Annotated in this window: 19 protein-coding genes and 1 pseudogene; 8 read left to right on the top strand and 12 right to left on the bottom strand. The window is 70.2% G+C overall.

Annotated features, from left to right (window positions below; translation table 11 throughout):
- Positions 1-165: 165 nt before the first annotated feature.
- The 3 genes from ABD932_RS36030 to ABD932_RS36020 form a co-directional block, all read right to left on the bottom strand.
- Positions 166-1,848, bottom strand: coding sequence for a hypothetical protein (locus ABD932_RS36030; RefSeq protein WP_345019524.1), 1,683 nt, complete (start codon positions 1,846-1,848; stop codon positions 166-168).
- 615 nt (positions 1,849-2,463) lie between these two features.
- Positions 2,464-4,098, bottom strand: coding sequence for an amidohydrolase (locus tag ABD932_RS36025; protein WP_345019522.1), 1,635 nt, complete (start codon positions 4,096-4,098; stop codon positions 2,464-2,466).
- A gap of 19 nt (positions 4,099-4,117) precedes the next feature.
- Entirely contained in the window at positions 4,118-5,623 is a 1,506-nt protein-coding gene (locus tag ABD932_RS36020; RefSeq protein ID WP_345019520.1) for an APC family permease, read from the bottom strand.
- Positions 5,624-5,748: 125 nt separating this feature from the next.
- Here ABD932_RS36020 and ABD932_RS36015 point away from each other — a divergent pair, with 125 nt between their 5' ends.
- The 3 genes from ABD932_RS36015 to ABD932_RS36005 all read left to right on the top strand — a co-directional run bounded on the left by ABD932_RS36015 (position 5,749) and on the right by ABD932_RS36005 (position 7,459).
- Positions 5,749-6,507: a TetR/AcrR family transcriptional regulator gene (locus ABD932_RS36015; RefSeq protein WP_345019518.1), complete on the top strand. Its 759-nt coding sequence runs from the start codon at positions 5,749-5,751 to the stop codon at positions 6,505-6,507.
- Between the two features lie 15 nt (positions 6,508-6,522).
- Entirely contained in the window at positions 6,523-6,987 is a 465-nt protein-coding gene (locus ABD932_RS36010) for a pyridoxamine 5'-phosphate oxidase family protein (RefSeq protein WP_345019516.1), read from the top strand.
- Between the two features lie 79 nt (positions 6,988-7,066).
- Positions 7,067-7,459, top strand: coding sequence for a VOC family protein (locus ABD932_RS36005; protein ID WP_345019514.1), 393 nt, complete (start codon positions 7,067-7,069; stop codon positions 7,457-7,459).
- A 100-nt stretch (positions 7,460-7,559) separates the two neighbouring features.
- On the opposite strand, the gene ABD932_RS36000 is transcribed toward ABD932_RS36005, so the two are convergent.
- Together ABD932_RS36000 and ABD932_RS35995 are read right to left on the bottom strand one after the other, a co-directional pair.
- The gene (locus tag ABD932_RS36000) at positions 7,560-7,871 is read right to left on the bottom strand and encodes a DUF4235 domain-containing protein (RefSeq protein ID WP_345019512.1); all 312 of its coding nucleotides are present in this window, start codon (positions 7,869-7,871) and stop codon (positions 7,560-7,562) included.
- 24 nt (positions 7,872-7,895) lie between these two features.
- Complete coding sequence (locus ABD932_RS35995; RefSeq protein WP_345019510.1) at positions 7,896-8,918, bottom strand: glutathione S-transferase family protein; 1,023 nt, start codon at positions 8,916-8,918, stop codon at positions 7,896-7,898.
- A gap of 125 nt (positions 8,919-9,043) precedes the next feature.
- On the opposite strand from ABD932_RS35995, the pseudogene ABD932_RS35990 reads away from it, so the two are divergent.
- Positions 9,044-9,310: pseudogene (locus ABD932_RS35990) on the top strand (cation diffusion facilitator family transporter); the annotation flags it as partial.
- A 76-nt stretch (positions 9,311-9,386) separates the two neighbouring features.
- Here the strand turns inward: ABD932_RS35990 and ABD932_RS35985 are convergent.
- Both ABD932_RS35985 and ABD932_RS35980 read right to left on the bottom strand, forming a co-directional pair.
- Positions 9,387-9,836: a nitroreductase family deazaflavin-dependent oxidoreductase gene (locus tag ABD932_RS35985; RefSeq protein ID WP_345019507.1), complete on the bottom strand. Its 450-nt coding sequence runs from the start codon at positions 9,834-9,836 to the stop codon at positions 9,387-9,389.
- 77 nt (positions 9,837-9,913) lie between these two features.
- Positions 9,914-10,543, bottom strand: coding sequence for a LysE family transporter (locus ABD932_RS35980; RefSeq protein WP_345019505.1), 630 nt, complete (start codon positions 10,541-10,543; stop codon positions 9,914-9,916).
- A 309-nt stretch (positions 10,544-10,852) separates the two neighbouring features.
- Here ABD932_RS35980 and ABD932_RS35975 point away from each other — a divergent pair, with 309 nt between their 5' ends.
- Positions 10,853-12,061 carry a cytochrome P450 gene (locus ABD932_RS35975; RefSeq protein WP_345019503.1) on the top strand — a complete coding sequence of 403 codons (1,209 nt, stop codon included), beginning with the start codon at positions 10,853-10,855 and terminating at the stop codon, positions 12,059-12,061.
- 42 nt (positions 12,062-12,103) lie between these two features.
- Positions 12,104-12,304, top strand: a complete 201-nt coding sequence (locus tag ABD932_RS35970; protein ID WP_345019832.1) for a ferredoxin — start codon at positions 12,104-12,106, stop codon at positions 12,302-12,304.
- Positions 12,305-12,396: 92 nt separating this feature from the next.
- Here ABD932_RS35970 and ABD932_RS35965 read toward each other — a convergent pair whose 3' ends face one another.
- Positions 12,397-12,948 carry a TetR/AcrR family transcriptional regulator gene (locus tag ABD932_RS35965; RefSeq protein WP_345019501.1) on the bottom strand — a complete coding sequence of 184 codons (552 nt, stop codon included), beginning with the start codon at positions 12,946-12,948 and terminating at the stop codon, positions 12,397-12,399.
- 119 nt (positions 12,949-13,067) lie between these two features.
- Here ABD932_RS35965 and ABD932_RS35960 point away from each other — a divergent pair, with 119 nt between their 5' ends.
- Together ABD932_RS35960 and ABD932_RS35955 are read left to right on the top strand one after the other, a co-directional pair.
- Complete coding sequence (locus ABD932_RS35960) at positions 13,068-13,526, top strand: nuclear transport factor 2 family protein (RefSeq protein ID WP_345019499.1); 459 nt, start codon at positions 13,068-13,070, stop codon at positions 13,524-13,526.
- Between the two features lie 31 nt (positions 13,527-13,557).
- The gene (locus tag ABD932_RS35955) at positions 13,558-14,088 is read left to right on the top strand and encodes a flavoprotein (protein WP_345019497.1); all 531 of its coding nucleotides are present in this window, start codon (positions 13,558-13,560) and stop codon (positions 14,086-14,088) included.
- A 49-nt stretch (positions 14,089-14,137) separates the two neighbouring features.
- On the opposite strand, the gene ABD932_RS35950 is transcribed toward ABD932_RS35955, so the two are convergent.
- From ABD932_RS35950 to ABD932_RS35935, 4 genes are all read right to left on the bottom strand, one after another.
- The gene (locus ABD932_RS35950; protein ID WP_345019495.1) at positions 14,138-16,603 is read right to left on the bottom strand and encodes a CBM35 domain-containing protein; all 2,466 of its coding nucleotides are present in this window, start codon (positions 16,601-16,603) and stop codon (positions 14,138-14,140) included.
- 82 nt (positions 16,604-16,685) lie between these two features.
- Positions 16,686-17,510 (bottom strand): carbohydrate ABC transporter permease, encoded by an 825-nt coding sequence (locus ABD932_RS35945; protein WP_345019830.1) that lies wholly within the window; start codon positions 17,508-17,510, stop codon positions 16,686-16,688.
- Between the two features lie 5 nt (positions 17,511-17,515).
- Positions 17,516-18,436 (bottom strand): carbohydrate ABC transporter permease, encoded by a 921-nt coding sequence (locus ABD932_RS35940; protein WP_345019493.1) that lies wholly within the window; start codon positions 18,434-18,436, stop codon positions 17,516-17,518.
- Between the two features lie 2 nt (positions 18,437-18,438).
- The gene (locus ABD932_RS35935) at positions 18,439-19,761 is read right to left on the bottom strand and encodes an ABC transporter substrate-binding protein (protein WP_345019491.1); all 1,323 of its coding nucleotides are present in this window, start codon (positions 19,759-19,761) and stop codon (positions 18,439-18,441) included.
- Positions 19,762-19,804: the final 43 nt, after the last annotated feature.

The raw sequence follows: 19,804 nt of genomic DNA, 5'->3' as shown, positions 1-19,804 counted from the left end.
GTGGCTCACACGCTCAGCGGGTCGTGCACCGAGCCGTGTCCGGGGAATTCGGCCGTGGGCACCGTGGTGGATCGATTCGATGGTCCGTCGGAGCGGTTTGAACAGGTGCGATCCGGCCCGTTCGGGTTTCCCCCTCGTGGGCCGGCCGCAGCAGGACCGGCTGCGTCAGCCGTCGAGCCAGTCGCCTTCGACGCCCGTGGGACGGTATCCCGTGGCGTTCCAGAGGAAATGCGGGTGGGCGCCGGCGAACATGTAGGCGAGCAGCGCGGTGTCCTCCCTCCCGGTCTGAGGGTCGTGCAGGGTGTGAAACTGCTCGGATCCGACTACGCCGGAGTCTTGTTGGACTTCACGAGCGCGGGCCGGGGACGGTGCGGCTCTGGATGCCTCCACAGCGGCGATGTAGGTGCGGCGCAGGATCTCCCATGCGCTGTCGATGTTGCCGTACCAGGGGCCGTGCAGTGCTTCGAAGGCATGGAGCTCGGCGTCGAAGAGGGGCCAGGTCTCGGGGTATTGGGCTCGGCAGCGTGCGGACAGCTCGGCGGTCCGGGTGCTCAGTGCCGGTGCGGTGGGCCGCGGGGCGATGGTGAGGGTGGTGCCGTGGGTGAGGATGCCGCTGCATGCGTTGGGCTGCAGGTCGCACAGCGGGCACCCCTCGGCCGGGGGGAGGCCCTGGGTGATGCCGTCGAACCACAGGGCGTGGCGGCCCGTGAGCCCCATCCAGACGACGGTGGTGGTCATCAGCCACGTGTTCCACATCGGGTCGTGCGCCTCGGGCATGCAGCCGTACTTGACGATGGCTATGGCGCAGGCTGCGTAGAGGGCCTTGGTGTGGGTGGGCATTTCGGCGAGCCAGAAGTTGCTGATCTCGCCGGTGAGGGCGTCGGCTCGTACGTCGGTCATGTCGTCGATGACGCGGCACAGCAGCAGGGAGGCGAGGTTTTCTTCCTGCCAGAGTTCGGTGTCGGGTGCGACGTGCCAGAACAGGCAGTCCAGCATCTGCAGGATCGAGTAGGTGCTCTGGCTGAGCGGGTTGGACTGGGGGAGCGTGACGCTGCCCGAGGCGTGCTGCTGGAGCCAGTACTCGTCGACGGATCGCTTGTGGGCCGCGAAGAGTCCGCTGACCAGGGCGCGGGCGCTGTTGGTGCTGAAATTCTCGGCCAAGCGGCCTTCGACGTGTTGGGTGAGGCGCGTGGTGTCGATGGTGTCGATCACGCGTTTGTACTCGTGGAAGACGAGGATGTCGTCCTCGAAGCGGTGGCGGTGGCCTATGTCTCGTTCGAGGTCGTTCATCTGCCGGGTCCAGGACCATCCACCGGTCAGGACGCTGTCGAGTTCCCGGCGGTACGGCCAGGTCTTGACGGTGAGGGGACGACCGGCGCTCTGCCGCCAACCGTAGTCACCCAGCGTGCGTGCGGGGGGTGTGGGTATTCGACGGCACAGAGGGCAGGCGCAGGCAGTTGTCCGCTCCTCCTCGCGTGGCGGGGTGAGTGCCCGGCTCCGCCAAGCCCCTTCCAGCATCATGCAGGTCAGTCGGCAGAGCTCGATATCGGTGCTGACTTGGGGGAAGGCTGCTTCGATCACGCGCAGGCTGGTGTCGAGGTGCCTCAACCTGGCGTGGCCCTCCTCGTCGGGCGGGAGGAACCCGGGCTGCGCCAGATGGAGGGCTCCCTCCACATGCAGTGTGGTGCCGGAGTGGGGGGAGCCGAGTGCGTCCAGTCGCTGTCGAGCGGCGTTCTGGCTCCTTCGGTGTTGCTCCGTGCTCCCCTTGATGCGTTTCACCAGGAGGCGGGCCAGGGCGTTCCCCGCCTCCGCGGGCTGGAGCTGGGCGCCTGGCTGCGCCGGGATCAAGCTGTTGGCCGTCGCTGTCGGAACAGCACCTGCGATTCGAGATTTCACACCGGTTTCCCATCTAGCTGTGGTCATGACAACGGAATCGATCGACCGTTGTGGTGGGCCGGCCGTGTCCGGGAATCTTCGTTACTTCGGCAACGGCCTCGCCGGGCGGCCGGACTCACGCCGACGGCACAGGCTCCTGCTGCGAACGACCGCGAGGGGCACGACTGCCGCGTTGACGGCCGAGGGTGGAGCGGGTCGCCCACCTGCCCTTCGAGGCTGCTGCCCGCCGGGCGCAGCGGGGCGACGATGAGCTCACGTGTCACCTCGGCTGTGCTGTCCGGCTGCTTGGCGTCGAACTGGTCGTCGAAGAGGAAGGCCAGGGAGAACCAGACGTCTGCTGACGGGGGTGTCGAAGGGGAGGCCGAACGTGCCGTCCTGAGGCATGTACTTCCTTTCGGGAGACGAACCGCAGGGTCCCCCCGGCCCTGCGAAACAGACGGCCATCGAGACGGCCTCCGCGTACTCGAACTGGGCTTCGGTGGCCGAAAGTTGATCCGAGAAGCGGTATCAAGCTGCCCAGAGCGTAAATGATCTACACCGTAACCGGACCGTGATCTGCGTTACTGCTCATGCCTCTTGAGCTGCGTATACTCGCGCGCCCCCGACGTAAGTGAGAGATACACGCGTCTCCGTGATCGCCTCCGTCGGCCCCTCGAACGGATCGCGGTCCAGGACCACGAGATCCGCGAGCGCCCCGGCGCGCACCTCGCCCGAGTCGTCGAGGTGGTTCACATACGCCGAGCCCGCCGTGTAGGCGGTCAACGCCTCGGCGAGTCCCATGCGTTCAGCGGGCAGGAATACCGGCGTGTCGCCGCCGTCCGGTGCCACACGGTTGACCGCCACATGGATCCCCTGGAGCGGATCCGGGCTGCTCACGGGCCAGTCGCTGCCGGCGGCGAGCCGGGCGCCGGAGCGCAGCAACGCGCCGAACGGGTACTGCCACGCGGCCCGTTCGGGCCCCAGGAAGGGAATGGTCAGCTCGTCCATCTGCGGTTCGTGCGCGGCCCACAGCGGCTGGATGTTCGCGGTGGCACCGAGCCGGGCGAAGCGCGGCACGTCGGTGGGCTGCACGACCTGGAGATGGGCCAGGTGGGGCCGCGTGTCGCTCGGCCCGTTCACGGCGCGCGCGGCCTCGATCGCGTCCAGCGCGTCGCGTACGGCCCGGTCGCCCAGGGCGTGGAAGTGGCACTGGAAGCCGAGCGCGTCCAACTCGGTCACGTACTTGGGCAGTTGCCCGGCGTCGATGAAGGCGGTGCCCCGGTTGGCGGTGGCGCAGCCGCACTTGTCGAGGTAGGGGTCCAGCAGGGCGGCCGTGCCGGTCTCGGCGACGCCGTCCAGCATCAGCTTGACGCTGGTCGCGCGGAACCGGCCCTGGCTCAACGCGGCCCGCCGCTCGACCAGTTCGGGAATCTGCTCGGCGCCGCGCTCGCGGTCCCACCACAGCGCCCCGACGACGCGGGCGGTCAGCGAGCCGTCCCGCGCTGCGGCCAGATACGCCTCGGACGGGTCGTCCATGCCGAGGAACTCCCCGACCAGCGCGTCCTGCCAGGCCGTGATGCCGAGCGCGTGCAGATGCCGCTGGGCGTGCAGCAGCGCCGCCAGCCGGTCGGCGGGTGTGGCCGGCGGGGTGAGCCGGCCCACGAGCTGCATCGCCCCCTCCTGCAAGGTCCCGCTCGGCTCACCGGAGGCGTCCCGGTCGATCCGCCCGTCGGCCGGGTCGGGCGTGTCGCGCGTGATGCCGGCGAGCGCGAGGGCACGGCTGTTGACCCAGGCGCCGTGATGGTCGCGGTTGGGCAGATAGACCGGCCGGTCGGGGACGACGGCGTCCAGCAGCTCCTTCGTCGGCGTGCCGCCCTCGAAGGCCTCCATCGACCAGCCGCCGCCACTGATCCACTCCCGCTCGGGGTGCGCGTCGGCGTAGGCGCGCACCGCGGCCAGCGTCTCGTCGGCCGTCTTCGTCCCGGTCAGGTCGCACTGGGTGAGCTCCAGCCCCGCCGGCACCGGATGCACGTGCGCGTCCTGGAAGCCGGGCAGCAGCAGCCGCCCGGCGAGGTCCACCACCTCGGTCCGCGGTCCGGTGAGATCGTGCACCTCCTCCCGCCCTACGGCCGTGATGCGGTCGCCGGTGACGGCGACGGCGGTCGCGGTGCGGCCTTCGGGGGTGAGGACGGGGCCGCCGGTGAAGAGGAGATCTGCGTGCATGGTCCGTTTCCTGGTCGGGTCATCGGGATGAGGTGGTGAGGAGTTGGGGTGCGTCGGCGTCGGTGCCCTTGCCGGTACGGAAGTACGGCGACCTGCGCACCCACTTGGCCCACGCGGCGGCCACGAAGCCGGACGCGATCATCGCCAGGGGAGTGGCGAGGAGGAACCACCCGTTGTCCGCGCTGACTTCGAAGTGGTCGGCGGAGGTGTAGAACGACCAGCCGAGGTAGCCGCCGAGGCCGAGCAGCACGGCAGCGCTCAGGGCGGGCAGGACGACCGCGCGCACCCCCTGCCGCCAGTCCTCGCGCAGCAGCGAGCGGAAGCGCACGGCCGCCGCGAGAGCCGTGAGCGCGTAAGAAAGGGCGACCACGATGCCCACGGCGCTCACCGTCGCCATGATCATGTCGGCCAGGCGCGGGATGACCAGCGCGAGCGCCGCGACCATCGCCGCCAGCGTGCCGATGAGCACGGTTCCGGCGGCCGGAGTGCCGTACCGGGGGCTGACCTTGGACCACACCGGTCCGAGCGTACGGTCCCGGCTCATCGCGAACATCGCGCGGGCGGTCGGGATCACTCCGGCCTGCAGCGAGGCGACCGCCGAGAACATCAGGGCGATCAGCGGGAGCGCGGCCCAGGGCTGGGACGCCAGCCGCTCGCCGAAGAAGGCGAGGCCCTCGGGGCCGTGGCCGACCAACTCCTCCTCGGACAGCACGCGTTGGAAGGCGATCGAGCCGAGCAGGAACAGCGCCAGCATGGTGAACAGGGTGGTGATCCCGGCCTTGGACGCGTCGCGCGGGTCGCGGACCTCCTCGTTGACGCTGAACGCCGACTCGAAGCCCCAGTAGCAGAACACCGACAGCAACAGCCCCTGGGCGAGTGCCGTCGCCGACGGGATCGCGAACGGGTCGAACCAGCTCAGGCTGAAGTCGTGCGGGCCGGTGACGATGCCGTATCCGCAGAAGCCCAGCAGGACGACGTACTCGAAGACCAGCAGCCCGGCCTGCAGCCGCGCGGCGGTGCGGATGCCGGTCACGGCGGTCAGCGTGACCGCCACCAGGACCAGGATGCCGATCGCCGTGGTCTGCGCGGTGGAACCCGGGTCCAGCGCCAGCCCGCCCACCCGGTGCAGCCCGGCGTCTCCCGCGAGTTGGAGCAGCGCCGAGCCGGTGACCGCCGTGGTGTACGCGAGGAAGGCCACCACCGCCACGATGTTCACCCAGCCCACCAGGAAGCCCAGCCAGGGCGTGAGCGAACGGCCCACCCACACATAGCCGTTGCCCGCGTTGGGCTCGACCTTGTTGAGCCGGGAGTAGGCGCCCGCGATGCCGAGGATCGGCAGGAACGCGAGCAGCATGATCGCCGGCAGATGCAGTCCGACCACCCCGGCTGTGACTCCGAGACCGATGCCGATGCTGGTGGTCGCGGCCGTGCTGGACGCGGCGATGGCGACGCCGTCCAGGACGCCGAGGGACTTGCGCAGCGCGGGGCGCGCTGGAGGGTCGACGCTGTAGGGGTTGTCGGACATGGCCGGTCTCCGCTCGCACCGGGGGGCCTGGACGGCCCCGATGAGCGGACATGAAACTGTCCGGGGGCTTAACAGGTCAACGGTGTTGTCATAAGGTGCCGGGCACCGGCCCGAGGGAGGCATCCATGAGCGAGCGCGTCGTCCCACCCACCGCCCGGCAACGCAGGCGCCCCACCAAGCAAGGCGTCGTCCTGTCCGAGGCACTGATCGTCGAGACGGCCCTCAGACTCATCGAGGAACACGGCGCGGACGCCCTCTCGGTACGCCGCCTCGGCCGCGCCCTCGGCGCCGACCCCAGTTCGCTGTACCGGTACTTCCGGCACACCGACGACCTGATGCTCGCCATCGCCGACGAACTCATCGGCCGCACGCTGCGCACCTGGCGCCCCACCGGCGACTGGCGCGCCGACCTGCGCGACCTCGGCCTGCGCATGCACGCCGGGGCACTCGCGCACCCCCGGGCGGCCGTGCTCAGCTCGTACCGGGTGACCGGGCGGGCGTACGAGATCCAGGCCGTCGAGACCATCCTCGGTGTGCTGCGCCGCGCGGGATTCCCCGACGCCGAGGCGGTGCGGATCTACCACGCGTTCGTCGACCAGGCCCTCGCCCACGGCGCCCTCGACTCGGCGAGCCTGGCGATGCCGAAAGCCGCACGGGAGGCGGAGGCGGCCGTCTGGCGGGCCACGTACGCGCGGCTGCCCGCCGACACCCACCCGCACATCGCAGCCACCGCCCGCCATCTCGTGGCGGACATGCCGCACAGCTCCTACCCGGCTGCCTTGGACCTGCTGCTCAGTGCCGCGGCGGCTCGGCTGGCGGAAAACCGGCCCCGTCCCGCACGCCCCACAGTCACACTGGACACATCCGTCAACACCGCACCATGAGGAGGCCGTTCGTCGATGGCGCCGCAGCCCGCACGCCCCGCCAAGCAGCGCAAGCAGGACACCCTGCACCGACTGGAGCACGACGAGGACGTGTGGGTCGCCACCGCCGAGGTCGACGGAGGCGTGCCGTATCTCGTCCCGCTCTCCTTCCTCTGGAACGGCTCGACCCTGCTGCTGGCCACGCCGGCCAACAGCCCGACGGGCCGCAACCTGAGGACGACCGGCAGAGCACGCCTCGGCATCGGACCGACCCGTGACGTCGTGATGATCGAGGGGACGGCCGACACGCTCACCCTTGCCCAACTGCCCGAGGAGGAGGCCGACCGCTTCGCGGCCAGGACCGGCTTCGACCCACGTCGACTCACCACGCCCTACCTGTACTTCCGCGTCCGGCCGCAGCGCGTGCAGGCCTGGCGCGAGGCCAACGAGCTGGCCGGGCGGGAGCTGATGCGGGACGGGGAGTGGCTGGTGGCGGACTGAAACGGCCCGGCCGGGACACCCGTGGGGTACAGGGCGGCGGGACAGGACCGTCCAGCGCCCCGGACCCTTCGGAGGAGTCATGCCGCTGGTGAAAGCCGGCTTCGTGGTGCTCGACTGTGCCGAGCCCGAGAAGCTCGCCGTGTTCTACCGGGAACTGCTGGATGCCGAGCAGACGGAGGCGACCGCCAACCGCGTGGAGATCAGGGGCGCCGACGGTACCCGGCTCGCGTTCCGCCGCGACGTGAACGCGACGCCGCCGAGCTGGCCGCGCCCCGAGAACTCCCTCCAGGCCCACCTGGACTTCGTCGTGGAGGACCTGGACGAGGCGGAGCGCCGGATCGTCGGGCTCGGCGGGCGCCCCCTGGAGGCGAAGGACGCGGCGAGCCCTTACGAGGAACGCGGCTACGCCGACCCCGCCGGTCACTCCTTCACTCTGCGCCTGGTCGCGTCGACGGCGCCGAAGCAGGGCTGAGCCGCCGCCGAGGCAGGGCCGAGCCTCCGCCTTGCCACGGCCGAGCCCTCCTGGGCTGGGAGGTCGGCTGGGCTCGGCGGTCGGCCTGCCGGAGGTGCGCTCAGTCCCGACCGCCCTTCTCGCCGACCGGCCACACACCCGTCGAGCGTTCGATCGCCTTCGCGCCGGTGCGGTCCGCCACGCTGCGGGCCACCGCGAACAGGGCGCCCTGGACCGCGGCCGCCAGCAGGATCTCCCCCCAGCCGCGGTCCCGGTCCAGCGCGTCCGGGGCGTCCTCCTCGTGCCGTATCGCCATCCAGGTCTTGCGGAAGGCGAGCCCCGCCAGCCACCCGCTCGACCAGCCGAGCGCGAATCCCATGGGCTTGTAGGCGAGGGGGAGTTTCAGCTTCTTCGGCTTCTTCTTCTGTGCCATGCGCGCCTGCGCCTCCTTCGATGGTCAGGGCCGCCCTTGCGCCGGGACCTGCTCGGCCTCCGGTGCCGGCCCGGGCGGTGTCCCGTCGCCGAACGGCCTGCCGCCCAGCTCCTGACGGTGGTGCGGCGTCAGCCAGCCCGACAGATCCGGTCCGAGCGGCACGATGCCGGTCGGGTTGATGCCGCTGTGCACCTGGTAGTAGTGCCGCTTGATGTGGTCGAAGTCGACGGTGTCACCGAATCCGGGCGTCTGGTAGAGGTCGCGGGCGTACGCCCACAGCACCCGGTTCTCCGTCAGCTTCCAGCGGTTGCACTTGAAGTGGCCGTGATAGACGGCATCGAAACGGACCAGCGTGGTGAACAGCCGGATGTCCGCCTCGGTGATCGTGTCGCCGACCAGATAACGCCGCCCGGCCAGCCGCTCCGCGAGCAGCTCCAGCCGCCGGAAGAGCCGCGCGCACGCCCCCTCGTACGTGTCCTGCCCGGTGGCGAAGCCCGCCCGGTACACACCGTTGTTGACGTCCTCGTAGACATCCGTCATCACGGCGTCGATCTCGTCCCGCAGCCCCTCCGGGTAGAGATCGGGCGCTCCCTCGCGGTGCAGGGCCGTCCACTCGGTGGCGAGGTCCAGCGTGATCCGCTGGTAGTCGTTGGTGACCAGCTCGCCGCTGGGCACGTCCACGATCGCGGGGACGCTGACGCCGCCCGGGTAGTCGGTCTCCCGCCGGTCGTAGGCCTCGCTGAGGAAGCGGATGCCGAGCACCGGGTCGCGGTCGTCGGGGTCCAGGGTGAAGCGCCAGCTGCGGTCGTCCTGGATCGGATCGGCGATCGCCAGCGACAGGGCGCCCTCCAGGCCGAGCAGCCGCCTGGAGATCACCGCCCGGCTCGCCCACGGACAGGCACGGCTGACCACCAGCCGGTAGCGGTCCGCCGCCACCGGCCAGCCGTCCCGGCCGTCCGCGGTGATCCGGTCCGTGAAGTGGGCCTTCGATCGCTGGAACGACTTCCTCCCATAGGCGGTGTTGCCCTCGTCGCCCCCGCCGCTCATGATCGCGCTCCTCTCTGCCGTACGTTCTCACCGGGTCCCCCGATTTACGCCGATGGCACGGGTGTGAGCCGGGACGCCAGGGATGGCCGACGTGAGTGAGCAGTCCGCCCAACGCACCGAGGTCTATCGGGGAGGCCGCCGATCCCGAGGCCGAGGCCACGATCAGGGCCCTGATGGAGGCGCAGTCGGAGATCGACAGCGGGGAGGCGCGGCAGCCGCGTATATCGAGAGCAGCACACGGGCCTGGAGACGGCCCTGGTGGCCGCCCGGGTCGATCTGGTGCCCGGCCTCGACCGCCCGAGGCGGACCAGATCTTCCTCGACGTGGCGGAGCGCGCCGTCCGCGAGGCACAGGGAAGCCCCGCCGCGACGGGGGAACGCGGCGGGGCCTGACGCACGTGTGCCCGGCGAACGCGGGTTCATGCGTCCTGGTAGAGAAAAAACTTCCGAATCCCCGATCGGGGTTCGATCAGTCCCCGTCGAACGGCTCCAGCACGAAGAGCGGGATCACCCGGTCCGTCTTCTTCTGGTAGTCCGCGTACGGCGGATACGCCGCGACGGCCCGCTCCCACCACTCGTCTTTCTCCGCGCCGGTGACCTCGCGGGCCCTCATGTCCCGCAGCACCGTGCCGTCCCGGAGCTCCACACGCGGATCGGCCTTGATGTTGTGATACCAGACCGGGTGCTTGGGCGCCCCGCCCTGCGATGCCACAGCGGCGTAGCTCCCCTCGTGCTCGACGCGCATCAGGGGCGTCTTGCGGATCTTGCCGCTCTTGGCGCCGCGGGTCGTGAGCAGGATCACGGGCATCCCCGTGTTCATGAGGGTCGTGCCCTGGGTGCCGCCGGAGCTCTCGTACAGCTCGACCTGCTCGCGCACCCAACCGGTCGGGCTGGGCTCGTACTCGCCCTCAAGAGGCATGACATCGGTCCCATCGTCGTGTCCTGGTGCTGACTGACGCCGTGTTCCAACACCGGCGTGCGCGGGATTCATCCCGTCTACGGCTGCCACAGCATCCGCACGGCCAGCGCCAGGATCACACCGCTCGACACCAGTGCCGTGACCAACCGCCCCCGGTGCCCCGTCAGTACCCGTCCCAGCAACGCCCCGCCGCCGGCGAGCAGCAGCTGCCAGCTCGCCGACGCGGCGAACGCGGCCAGGACGAACACGCCCTGTTCCAGGGGCGGTACGGCGTCGGTCGCGCGGGTGCCGAGGACGAGGGCCGCGAAGTAGATCACGGTGGTCGGGTTGAGCAGCGTGATGCCGAGCAGCGCCAGGTAGGCGCGCGCCGGGCTCGGGGGAGGGGGCGTGGAGCGGGTGGCGAACGGGCGGTCGCGGTAGTGGCGTACAGCGGTGACGGCGCCCCGTACCGCGAGGACCGCCAGCACCAGGACGGAGGCCCACCGCAGCGGCACCAGGACCGGACGCAGCGCGGCGGCTAGTGCGGAGCCGCCGACCGTGGCCACGAGGGCGTAGAGCCCGTCGGCGGTCGCGACACCGAGCGCGGCGCAGATTCCGGTCCGCAGGGACGTGCGGGCGGAGAGGGAGACCAGGTAGGTCGCGACCGCGCCGACGGGGACGGCGATGCCGTAGCCCGCGAGCAGTCCCGCGACGAGCGCGGCGGTCACGACGCGGGAAGGGTGGGCCTCCGCGGACGGCCGGGCTGCTGCTGGAACCGCACCGGACGAGCGGTGACGGACAGCGGCAGGCAGGCGATGGTCGTAGACATGGCCGGATTCTGCGTGCGGCGGCCACCCGCCGACAAGCGAATTTCCCCGCGGTACCGGCCGAACGTCCCCGAGACCGAAGCTCTGTGCGACGATCCCCGGCCAGATTGCCCGTACGCCTGATCTGGCCGAACTTGGCGTCGCCCCATTAGATGCCCCGGGCATCTAATGATGATCGGCACGACGCACCCTTCGTCTGCGAGGTCTTCCATGACGGACATGACGGAATCGCACACCGTCGCCTTCCCTCAGAACCGCACCTGTCCGTACCACCCGCCCACGGCCTACGACCCCCTGCGCGACACGCGCCCACTGGCCCGCATCACCCTCTACGACGGCCGCCCGGTCTGGCTGGTCACCGGCCATGCCCTCGCCCGCACCCTGCTGGCCGACCCGCGCCTGTCCTCCGATCGCACCCGGCCCGGCTTCCCCGCGCCCACCGCCCGTTTCGCGGCGGTCCGCGACCGTAAGTCCGCGCTGCTGAGCGTCGACGACCCCGAACACCGGGTCCAGCGGCGGATGATGGTGCCCAGCTTCACGCTCAGGCGTGCCGCCGAGCTGCGCCCGGAGATCCAGCGGATCGTGGACGAACGGCTCGACGCGATGATCGCCCAGGGAGCGCCCGCCGAGCTGGTGAGCGCCTTCGCGCTGCCCGTTCCCTCGATGGTCATCTGCGCGCTGCTGGGTGTCCCCTATGCCGACCACGACTTCTTCGAAGGGCAGTCACGGCGCCTGCTGCGTGGCCCCACGGCCGCCGACACCCTGGACGCCCGCGACCGACTGGAGGCGTACTTCGCCGAGTTGATCGAACGGAAACAGAAGCAGCCGGAGCCCGGCGAGGGGGTCCTGGACGAACTCGTCCACCAACAGCTGCGCGACGGCGACCTGGACCACGAGGAGCTCATCGCCCTCGCGACCATCCTCCTGGTCGCCGGCCACGAGACCACGGCGAACATGATCTCCCTCGGCACCTACACCCTCCTCCAGCACCCCGACCGCCTGGCCGAGCTGCGCGCCGACCCGGGGCTGCTGCCCACCGCGGTCGAGGAACTCATGCGGATGCTGTCGATCGCCGACGGGCTGCTGCGCGTCGCCGCCGCGGACATCGAGGCGGCCGGCGAGACGATCCGGGAGGGCGACGGCGTGGTCTTCTCGACGTCCGTCATCAACCGCGACGACGCCGTGTACGCCGATCCCGACACCCTCGACTGGCACCGTCCCGCCCGCCACCACATCGCCTTCGGCTTCGGCATCCACCAGTGCCTCGGCCAGAACCTGGCCCGCGCCGAGATGGAGATAGCCCTGCACGCCCTCTTCGAGAGGCTGCCGAACCTCCGTCTGGCCGTCCCTGCGGAGGAAATCCCCTTCAAACCCGGCGACACGATCCAGGGGATGCTGGAACTCCCCGTGACCTGGTAAGAGGCTCCGGTCATGCACAACGAAACGCACGAATCACGCCACATGCACATCGACATCGACCATGACCTCTGTATCGGCGCCGGCCAGTGCGCCCTGGCCGCCCCGTCCGTCTTCACCCAGGACGACGACGGCTTCAGCGCCCTGGTCCCCGGCCGGGAGGACGGCGCCGGCGACCCGATGGTGCGGGAGGCCGCCCGGGCCTGCCCGGTCAGCGCCATCACCGTGTCGGACGAGGGGAGTTGACGGCGGGTAAGTCTCCCGGGCATCCGCAGTCGTGGGCGGGCCCGCACCCGGTACCGGGCCCGCCCGCCTGCTCTCAGCGCGGCCAGTAGTTCTCAGCGCGCCGCCAGCAGCGACCGCGCCGCCTCCCGCGCCTCGCCCGCCGGTCGCGTACTGCCCGTGATCCCCGCCGTGACCATGGCACCCTCGGCCAGCAGATACAGCGGCCCGGTCAGCACGTCGGGCAGCCCGGCCCCGGCCACCAGTGAGGCGAGGTAGTCGCGAAAGGCCCGCTTGTGCGCCCGGACCTGGCCCGCCACCCGCTCCGACCGGGCGCCCAGCTCGCCGTACGAGTTGATCCAGGCGCACCCGCGGAAGTCCGCCTCGCCGAACCACTCCTCCAGCCAGTCGAAGACGGCCAGGATCCGCCGCTCGGGGTCCGCCTGCCGCTCGACGTACTCGGCCAGCCGTCCACGCCAGCGCACGTCGCGCCGCTCCAGATACGCCTCGACCAGCTGCTCCTTCGCTGGGAAGAGCTGATAGAGCCGCTTGAGCGAGACCCCGGACGCGCCCCGGATGTCGTCCATGCCGACGGACTGGATGCCGCGCCCGTAGAACAGGCTCTCCGCGGCGTCCAGCGCCTGCTCCCGGGCGGTTGCGCTGTCCATGTACGACCTCTCCTTGACGCGAGAACGAGCGTTCTCCTACGGTAGCAGCCATGCCGGAGAACGCCCGTTCTCCTTCGTTTCCCTTGCTTTGGCCGCCCTTTCCGGCCCCGGAGGATGACATGACCGACCGCCCGCCCCTGCCGCCGTTCACCCGAGAGAGCGCCGCACAGAAGGTGCAGGCCGCCGAGGACGCCTGGAACACCCGCGACCCCCACAAGGTCGCCCTCGCCTACTCCGAGGACTCGGTGTGGCGCAACCGCGACACCTTCGTCACCGGCCGCGCCGAGATCGTCGAGTTCCTCACCGCGAAGTGGGCGCGCGAGCGGGAGTACGCGCTGCGCAAGGACCTGTGGGCCTTCGACGGCAACCGCATCGCGGTCCGTTTCCAGTACGAGTGCCGGGACGACGAAGGCCAGTGGTGGCGGTCGTACGGCAACGAGCTGTGGGAGTTCGACGAGCACGGGCTGATGACGCGGCGGGAGGCCAGCATCAACGACGTGCCGATCGAGGAGAAGGAGCGCCGTGTCGTCGGGCCGCGGCCCGAGAACGAGCGTGGGCTGTCCTTCCCGGTGCGATAAGGCGGTCGAGGGCGTTGAGTAGGGTTCCCGGGTGACCGAACAGGCCCGCACACCCTTCCTCTACGTCGTCGTCTGCGCCGCCGGGATCGCCGCGGACGTCGGCAAGCTGATCAGCGCCGCGCAGGAGCGGGACTGGGAGGTCGGCGTCATCGCGACGCCGGTCGCCATGAACGGCTTCTTCGACACGGCCGCCGTCGAGGCCCTGACCGGCCGCCCGATCCGCTCGGCCTGGCGCACCCCGGCCGATCCGCGCCCCTTCCCGCCGCCCGACGCCGTCGTCGTCGCCCCGGCCACCTTCAACACGCTCAACAAATGGGCCGCCGGCATCGCCGACACCCTCGCCCTGGGCACCCTCTGCGAGGCGTACGGCCTCGGCGTCCCCATCGCCGCCCTGCCCTGCGTGGCCGACGCGCTGGCCGCCCATCCCGCCTACCAGGACAGCCTGATACGGCTGCGGGGGATGGGCGTGCGCTTCGGGGAGCCCTACACCGGCGAGGTCGGGGAGGACGGCGTGCGGCCGGAGTTCGGGTGGGAGCGGGCGCTGGATTTGCTGGGACGGTGACCCGGCGCCCCTACAGGGGCCCGGGCCGCCGCCCCGATGGTCGAGCCCGTCAGCCGACGACTCGGCCCAGTTCGATCCGGTCGATGTTCGGGGCCCACGCGCTCGTGTTCCCGAACGTCACCGTGTTGGAGCCCTTCTTCAGATCGACCGGGACGCCCAGCGTCCAGTAGTCGTCCGTGCTCCAGGTGTTCTTGAAGGTCGCCGTGACGGGAGTGCCGTCCCCGACCTTGATGGTCGCCGTACGGGACATGATGTCCGTGTTGTAGGCGTGGCCGTTGTCGCGCCGGTCGTTGTGGGCGTAGTGGACGACCAGCACATGGCGGCCGGAGCGGGGCGCGTCCACCGTGAACTCGGCGGTGCTCCCGGGGCCGTTGCCGAGCGAGCCGATGTAGGAACCGGCGGAGGCGTACGGGGAGTCGACCAGTTCGGCGCCGCCCGCGAGAGCGGCCGAGGCGGCCTCGTAGGAGAGCGTGCCGGTGGTCGAGCCGTTGCCCGAGACGTCCAGGGAGCGGACGGCTGCGTGCCGGGCGGTCAGCGCGACACGGTTGTTGCCGGCCACCAGGTAGAGCCGCAGGGGCTTGCCGGGTGTCGTCGTCACGGTCTCCCCGTGCAGGGCGAGCCGCACGGGCGCCGTGGCCTGCGGTACGACCGTGAAGTAGCCGTCGCGCGGGGCGTAGACGTCGAACACCGCCTTGTCCCCGGAGCGCAGGACGAGGGCGCCGGTGCCGACCCCGGCCGAGGAGGAGTAGTCGTAGGACGGCGTGCCGCTGATGTCGGCGAGCGTGGCCTCGTACTGTGCGGAGGGGACCCCCGTGCGGGCGGTCAGGTCGATCCGGTCGAGGGTGACCTCGGCGTCGCCCTTGGCCAGCGTCAGCGTGTGGGTGCCTGCCGACAGCTCGACTCCGACGTCGTTCTTCGCGCGGTAGGTCCAGTTCTCGGTGGACGGGTAGGTGACCGTGGCCGGGGTGCCGCCGTCGACGGAGAGCTGCTGGGTGGCGGGGCGGCCGGACTGGTTGCCGTAGAGGATCGCCAGGTCGTACGTGCCGTCCTTCGGGACCGTCACGGTGAAGGCGACCTTGCTGGTGGCGGTGTTGAGCGAGCCGACGTCCTTGGTGCCCGAGGCCGCGTAGCCGTTGGCGTTGCCGACGGTGCCCTGGGTGTAGACCTTGCCGTCCGTGATGGCCGCGTCCTCGGCCTCGTACGACGCCGACCAGGGGACGGCGGCGGGGGAGGGGCTGCCGGTGCCGGCCGGGGTGAGGACGATGCGGTACGCGGACATCTTGTGCATGCCGCGCAGCGGGACGGTCACCGTGCCGTCGTCCGCCACCTTCACCTTCGTACGGGAGAGGATCCGAGGCGTGGCGTGCTGCCCCTCGTAGCCGGACCAGGCGGCCTCCGCGACGGTCGCGGTGACCGTACGGCCGAAGACGGACCGGGAGACGTTCTTCACGACGACGTCGGAGTCACCGGCGGAGCCGCCGAGCAGCACCTGCGCCTGGCGTCGTGAGGTGTCGAGGGAGGCCAGGCCCTGGAGGGTGTCGATGGTGTCGGCCTGCGGCGGGGTCACCTTGACGGTGTCACCGGTCAGTCCGGCGTACCAACGGAAGAACCACCAGCCGCCGTTGGGGATGTTGGAGCGCACGACATGGCCGCTGAGATTGCCGGCCGCGTCCCAGTAGGCCGCGTTGGCGTACACCTTGTTCCGCTCGAACATCGAGACCCACTGCACGAGTTGCCCGGGCACGGACAGGTCACGGCGGTTGGCGTACTCGTCGATGTTGATCTTCAGCGGGGCTATCCCGGCCTCCCGCTCCAGCGAGCGGTACTCGTCGTAGTGCGCCTGGAAGTCGCGCAGCGAGCCGGAGCCCAGCTCGTGCCAGGTCATCACCTGGGGCAGCACGTTCTCGCGCTTGGCGAAGGCGAGGAAGTCCCTCAACAGCCGTGTGTGATAGGCGGCTTCGTTGGGGCCGGCGATCCTGGCGTCCGGGTCGATCGCGCGGATGCGCTCGTACACCGTCTTCCAGTCCTTGAAGAACCGGTCGCGGTTGGCCTCGTACTGCGCCTGGTCGGAGACGCCGAGCTTGTACCAGATCTGGTCGGGCTCGTTGAACGGGATGTAGACGAAGCGGTCGCTGTTCGGGTCGGCCGCGACCTCCTTGGCGATCCTGTCGACCTTGGGGAGGTAGTCGTCGATGCCGAGATCCTCGTACGGCCACTTGGCGTAGATGTCCTGCATCATCACGTTGATCTCGCCGCCGCCGTTGCGGAAGAACGACTTGGAGACGGTGAGCGCGTCGCCGTTGGGGTGCTGGGCACCGCCCTCCGGCTTCTGCGAGATGCTGGTGACCTTCAGGGGCGCCAGCGCGGCGTCGCTGGGCACCCCGTCGTCGCTGAGCCCGTACAGCGCGCCGTTGGCGCCGAGCATCACCGGGCCCTCGGAGGCGGCGAGGTCGACGGTGAGGCGCTGGGGGTCGGCGGCGGCTGCGGACCCGGCCGCGGGCAAGGTGGCTGCCATGGCGGCTACTCCAAGTGCGGCTGCTAGCAAGGCGGTGCGGGATCTCGTGCGGGTGGGGGTGATCACGCTGCTGGACCTCCGGTCACTTGACGGCTCCACTGGTGATTCCGGACACGATCTTTCGCTGGCCGACGAGGAAGACGGCGACCATGGGCAGGCTCATCACCACGACGTACGCGAAGACGAGGTGCCAGTTGTTGAGGTAGAGCTGGGCGCCGGCGACCTGGTAGAGGTTGAGCGGCAGGGTCGCCCGATCTCCGCCGCCGAGGACGAAGAACGCGTAGAAGACGTCGCTCCAGGCGTAGAGCATCACCATGATCGTCGCGGTGGCGATCACCGGCCGGAGCAGGGGCAGGACGATCCGCCAGAAGATCCGTGCCGGTGACGCCCCGTCGATCCTGGCCGCCTCCTCCAGCTCCATCGGGATGGCGCGGATGAAGCCGGTCATGAAGAAGATCGACGTCGACAGGTACATGCCGGTGTAGACGGCGATCATTCCGGGGCGGGTGTTCGCCAGTCCCAGCTGCCGCAGCTCCATCACGATGGTGATGACGGCGGGCGGCAGCAGCAGCCCGCTGATGCACAGCGCGTACGCCGCCGAGACCAGCCTGGACCTGCGGCGCGCGAAGACCCAGGCGGCACCCGCGCCGAGGAGCAGGACGAGGACGACCGAAGGAACCACGACGAGCAGGGAGTTGACGAAACCGCGCAGCATCTCGCCCTGGCCGACCGCGTCCGCGTAGTTGTCGGCCGGTTGCCAGTGCCGTGGCAGGTCCAGGTTGGGCTTGATGGCCTCCGCCTGTGGCTTGGCGGAGGTGACCGCGACCAGCCACAGCGGGACGCCGACCGCCAGACCGGCCAGCAGCAGGACCAGGGCAGGGCGGCCGTACCGCCACACCGGGGCCACCCGCGTCACAGCGTCTGCTCCCTTCGCCGCAGCCCGACGACCAGCGGGATCGCCACGGCGACCACGACCAGGAACAGGACGAGGCTCATCGCGGAGGCCTGGGCGTACAGGCCCTGGCCGAAGATCCGGAACATGTAGATGTTGAAGACCTCCGTGGAGGCCGCCGGTCCGCCGCCGGTCGTGGCCTGCACGATGTCGAAGGTGTTCATCGAACCGATCAGCGCGGTGGTGACGTTGAAGGTGACGGCCGGTGCGAGCATCGGCCACCGGACCGACCAGAACGTCCGCCACGGACCGGCGCCGTCCATCCGGGCGGCCTCCAGCATGTCGCCGGGGATCCCCTTGAGCCCGGCCAGATAGATCAGCATGGCCAGGCCCATCCACTTCCAGCCGTGGATGAGCGTGACGACGACCGGCGTCCATGTCGTCGAGCCCAGCCAGGGAACGTCCGTGCCGAGCACGGAGTTGACGGCGCCGTCCTGGTCGAGCAGGGCCTGGAAGACGTAGCCGGTGGCGAGCGCCGAGATCAGCACCGGCAGGAAGAAGACGGCGCGGAAGAACCGGTTGAAGCGGGTGTCGTCCTCCAGCAGCAGCGCGAGCACGAGCCCGAAGACGTTCTGGAACAGCGCCGCCAGCATCGCGTACAGCAGGGTCGTGCGGATCGCGCGCAGCAGGGAGCCGTCGTCGGCGATGGTCCGGAAGTTGTCGAGGCCGGTGAAGGCGATGTCCGCGTGGTACGAGGACCAGTTGGTGAACGGGTAGTAGAAGTTGAGCAGGTTCGGCATCAGGAAGAAGCCGGCGAAGACGACGATCGCGGGGAGCGCGAACCACCAGGGGTGGTGCACGGCGGCACGCGGCAGACGGCCCGCCCTCTTCGGCGCGCCCGTCACCGGCGTGGGCTCGGTACGTACGACTGTGTGGGCCATCGTCAGAACCCGGGCGCGCCCTGGGCCTTGGCGACCTGGGCGAACTGGTCCTGGATGGCCTGGGCGACCTGCTGCGGACTCTTCTTGTCGAAGATCATGTCACCGAGGTAGAGGTGTGTGTCCGGAGCCACGATCGCCTTGGCCTGGAAGACACCGATGGCCTCGGGCAGAGCCGCTACCTGGGCCTTGGACGCCTGCGGAAGCCCGTCGGGCGTCGGGACGGACGGCTGCACGGACGGGATCTTCATCGTCTTGATGTAGTCGGCGTAGTCGGGTCCGAGCCAGAAGGCGAGGAACTGCCGGGCCGCGTTCTGCCGCTTCTCGTCGCCCGTCTTGAACGCGACGACACCGTTGGTCTGGTCGGGGGAGTACAGGCCGGTGGCCGAGGAGTTGGCGACCGGGAACCAGCCGATCTTCTTGTCGATCTCGGCGGTGGAGTACTTGGCCTGCAACTGGCTCTGGAACGAGGTGACGTTGAGGACCATGCCGACCTCGCCCTTCCACAGCGCGTCGGCCTGACCGGTGAAGGTGCCGGTGCGGTAGTTCTTCTGGGCGAGTCCGGCGTCGAGCAGCTTCTCCTTGTACTTCTTGATCGCGTCGACGACGAGCGGGTCGGTCCACGTCTCCTTGTTCTGGTTCAGCCCGTCCCACCACTGCTGGTCGAGGTCGGTGAGCTGGACCTGCATCTGCCACTGCAGGGGCCACTTGTCGCCGCCGGCCTCGTAGAAACCGGCCGCGTCCGTGCCGTCGACGACCTTGCGGCCCAGCGTGAGCAACTCGTCGTAGGACTTGGGGAAGTCCTTCTCGGCGATGCCGGCCTGCTCGAAGACGTCCTTGTTGTAGTAGACGCCGAGCATGGCGGGGCTGGTGACGATCGCCGCGTACCGCTTGCCGTCGATGACGCCCAGCGACCTCTCGGTGTCACCGAGCTCGGACTCCCACGGCTCCCCGTCGAGGGTGAGGAGGTTCTGCTGCGGCTGGACGAAGGGCAGCGTGGAGATGGACGGCTGCCAGAACATCAGGTCGGGGCGGTCGCCGGAGGCGAGCTTGGTCGGCACGTTGGACTCGTACGGATCCGGGATCGCCTGGGTCTCCACCTCGGCGCCGGTGGCCTTCTCGAAGGCCTCGACGACCTGCTTGGGCGCGTTGACCGTGTTCTGCGCGGTCCACATCGTCAGCTTCACGCCGTCCAGGCGGGCGGTCGGGTTCACCGCCGTCTGCTCGGCGTCCGAGCCGGAGTCGCCCGCGGTGGGGTCGCTGCACGCGGTGGCGGCCAGGGCACAGGCACATATCAGGGCCAGTGCGGGGAGGGCTCTCGTCTTCATCACGTACCTCAAGTGCCTTTCGTGAACGGGGCGTTCAGTGCGG

Origin of the sequence: Streptomyces shaanxiensis, assembly GCF_039537145.1 — a bacterium.
GTDB classification, from domain to species: domain Bacteria; phylum Actinomycetota; class Actinomycetes; order Streptomycetales; family Streptomycetaceae; genus Streptomyces; species Streptomyces shaanxiensis.
The sequence above is the reverse complement of the archived record's forward strand: the minus strand, read 5'-3'. Positions and strand labels throughout refer to the sequence as shown.

What these genes read in the sequence shown, in the direction of transcription:
- ABD932_RS35940 (WP_345019493.1), bottom strand. Translation starts at nt 18,436, where the DNA reads ATGGCCCACACAGTCGTACGTACCGAGCCCACGCCGGTGACGGGCGCG.
- ABD932_RS36005 (WP_345019514.1), top strand. Translation starts at nt 7,067, where the DNA reads ATGCCGCTGGTGAAAGCCGGCTTCGTGGTGCTCGACTGTGCCGAGCCC.
- ABD932_RS35995 (WP_345019510.1), bottom strand. Translation starts at nt 8,918, where the DNA reads ATGAGCGGCGGGGGCGACGAGGGCAACACCGCCTATGGGAGGAAGTCG.
- ABD932_RS36010 (WP_345019516.1), top strand. Translation starts at nt 6,523, where the DNA reads ATGGCGCCGCAGCCCGCACGCCCCGCCAAGCAGCGCAAGCAGGACACC.
- ABD932_RS36020 (WP_345019520.1), bottom strand. Translation starts at nt 5,623, where the DNA reads ATGTCCGACAACCCCTACAGCGTCGACCCTCCAGCGCGCCCCGCGCTG.
- ABD932_RS35985 (WP_345019507.1), bottom strand. Translation starts at nt 9,836, where the DNA reads ATGCCTCTTGAGGGCGAGTACGAGCCCAGCCCGACCGGTTGGGTGCGC.
- ABD932_RS35950 (WP_345019495.1), bottom strand. Translation starts at nt 16,603, where the DNA reads ATGGCAGCCACCTTGCCCGCGGCCGGGTCCGCAGCCGCCGCCGACCCC.
- ABD932_RS35975 (WP_345019503.1), top strand. Translation starts at nt 10,853, where the DNA reads ATGACGGACATGACGGAATCGCACACCGTCGCCTTCCCTCAGAACCGC.
- ABD932_RS35970 (WP_345019832.1), top strand. Translation starts at nt 12,104, where the DNA reads ATGCACATCGACATCGACCATGACCTCTGTATCGGCGCCGGCCAGTGC.
- ABD932_RS35965 (WP_345019501.1), bottom strand. Translation starts at nt 12,948, where the DNA reads ATGGACAGCGCAACCGCCCGGGAGCAGGCGCTGGACGCCGCGGAGAGC.
- ABD932_RS36000 (WP_345019512.1), bottom strand. Translation starts at nt 7,871, where the DNA reads ATGGCACAGAAGAAGAAGCCGAAGAAGCTGAAACTCCCCCTCGCCTAC.
- ABD932_RS36015 (WP_345019518.1), top strand. Translation starts at nt 5,749, where the DNA reads ATGAGCGAGCGCGTCGTCCCACCCACCGCCCGGCAACGCAGGCGCCCC.
- ABD932_RS36025 (WP_345019522.1), bottom strand. Translation starts at nt 4,098, where the DNA reads ATGCACGCAGATCTCCTCTTCACCGGCGGCCCCGTCCTCACCCCCGAA.
- ABD932_RS35935 (WP_345019491.1), bottom strand. Translation starts at nt 19,761, where the DNA reads ATGAAGACGAGAGCCCTCCCCGCACTGGCCCTGATATGTGCCTGTGCC.
- ABD932_RS35960 (WP_345019499.1), top strand. Translation starts at nt 13,068, where the DNA reads ATGACCGACCGCCCGCCCCTGCCGCCGTTCACCCGAGAGAGCGCCGCA.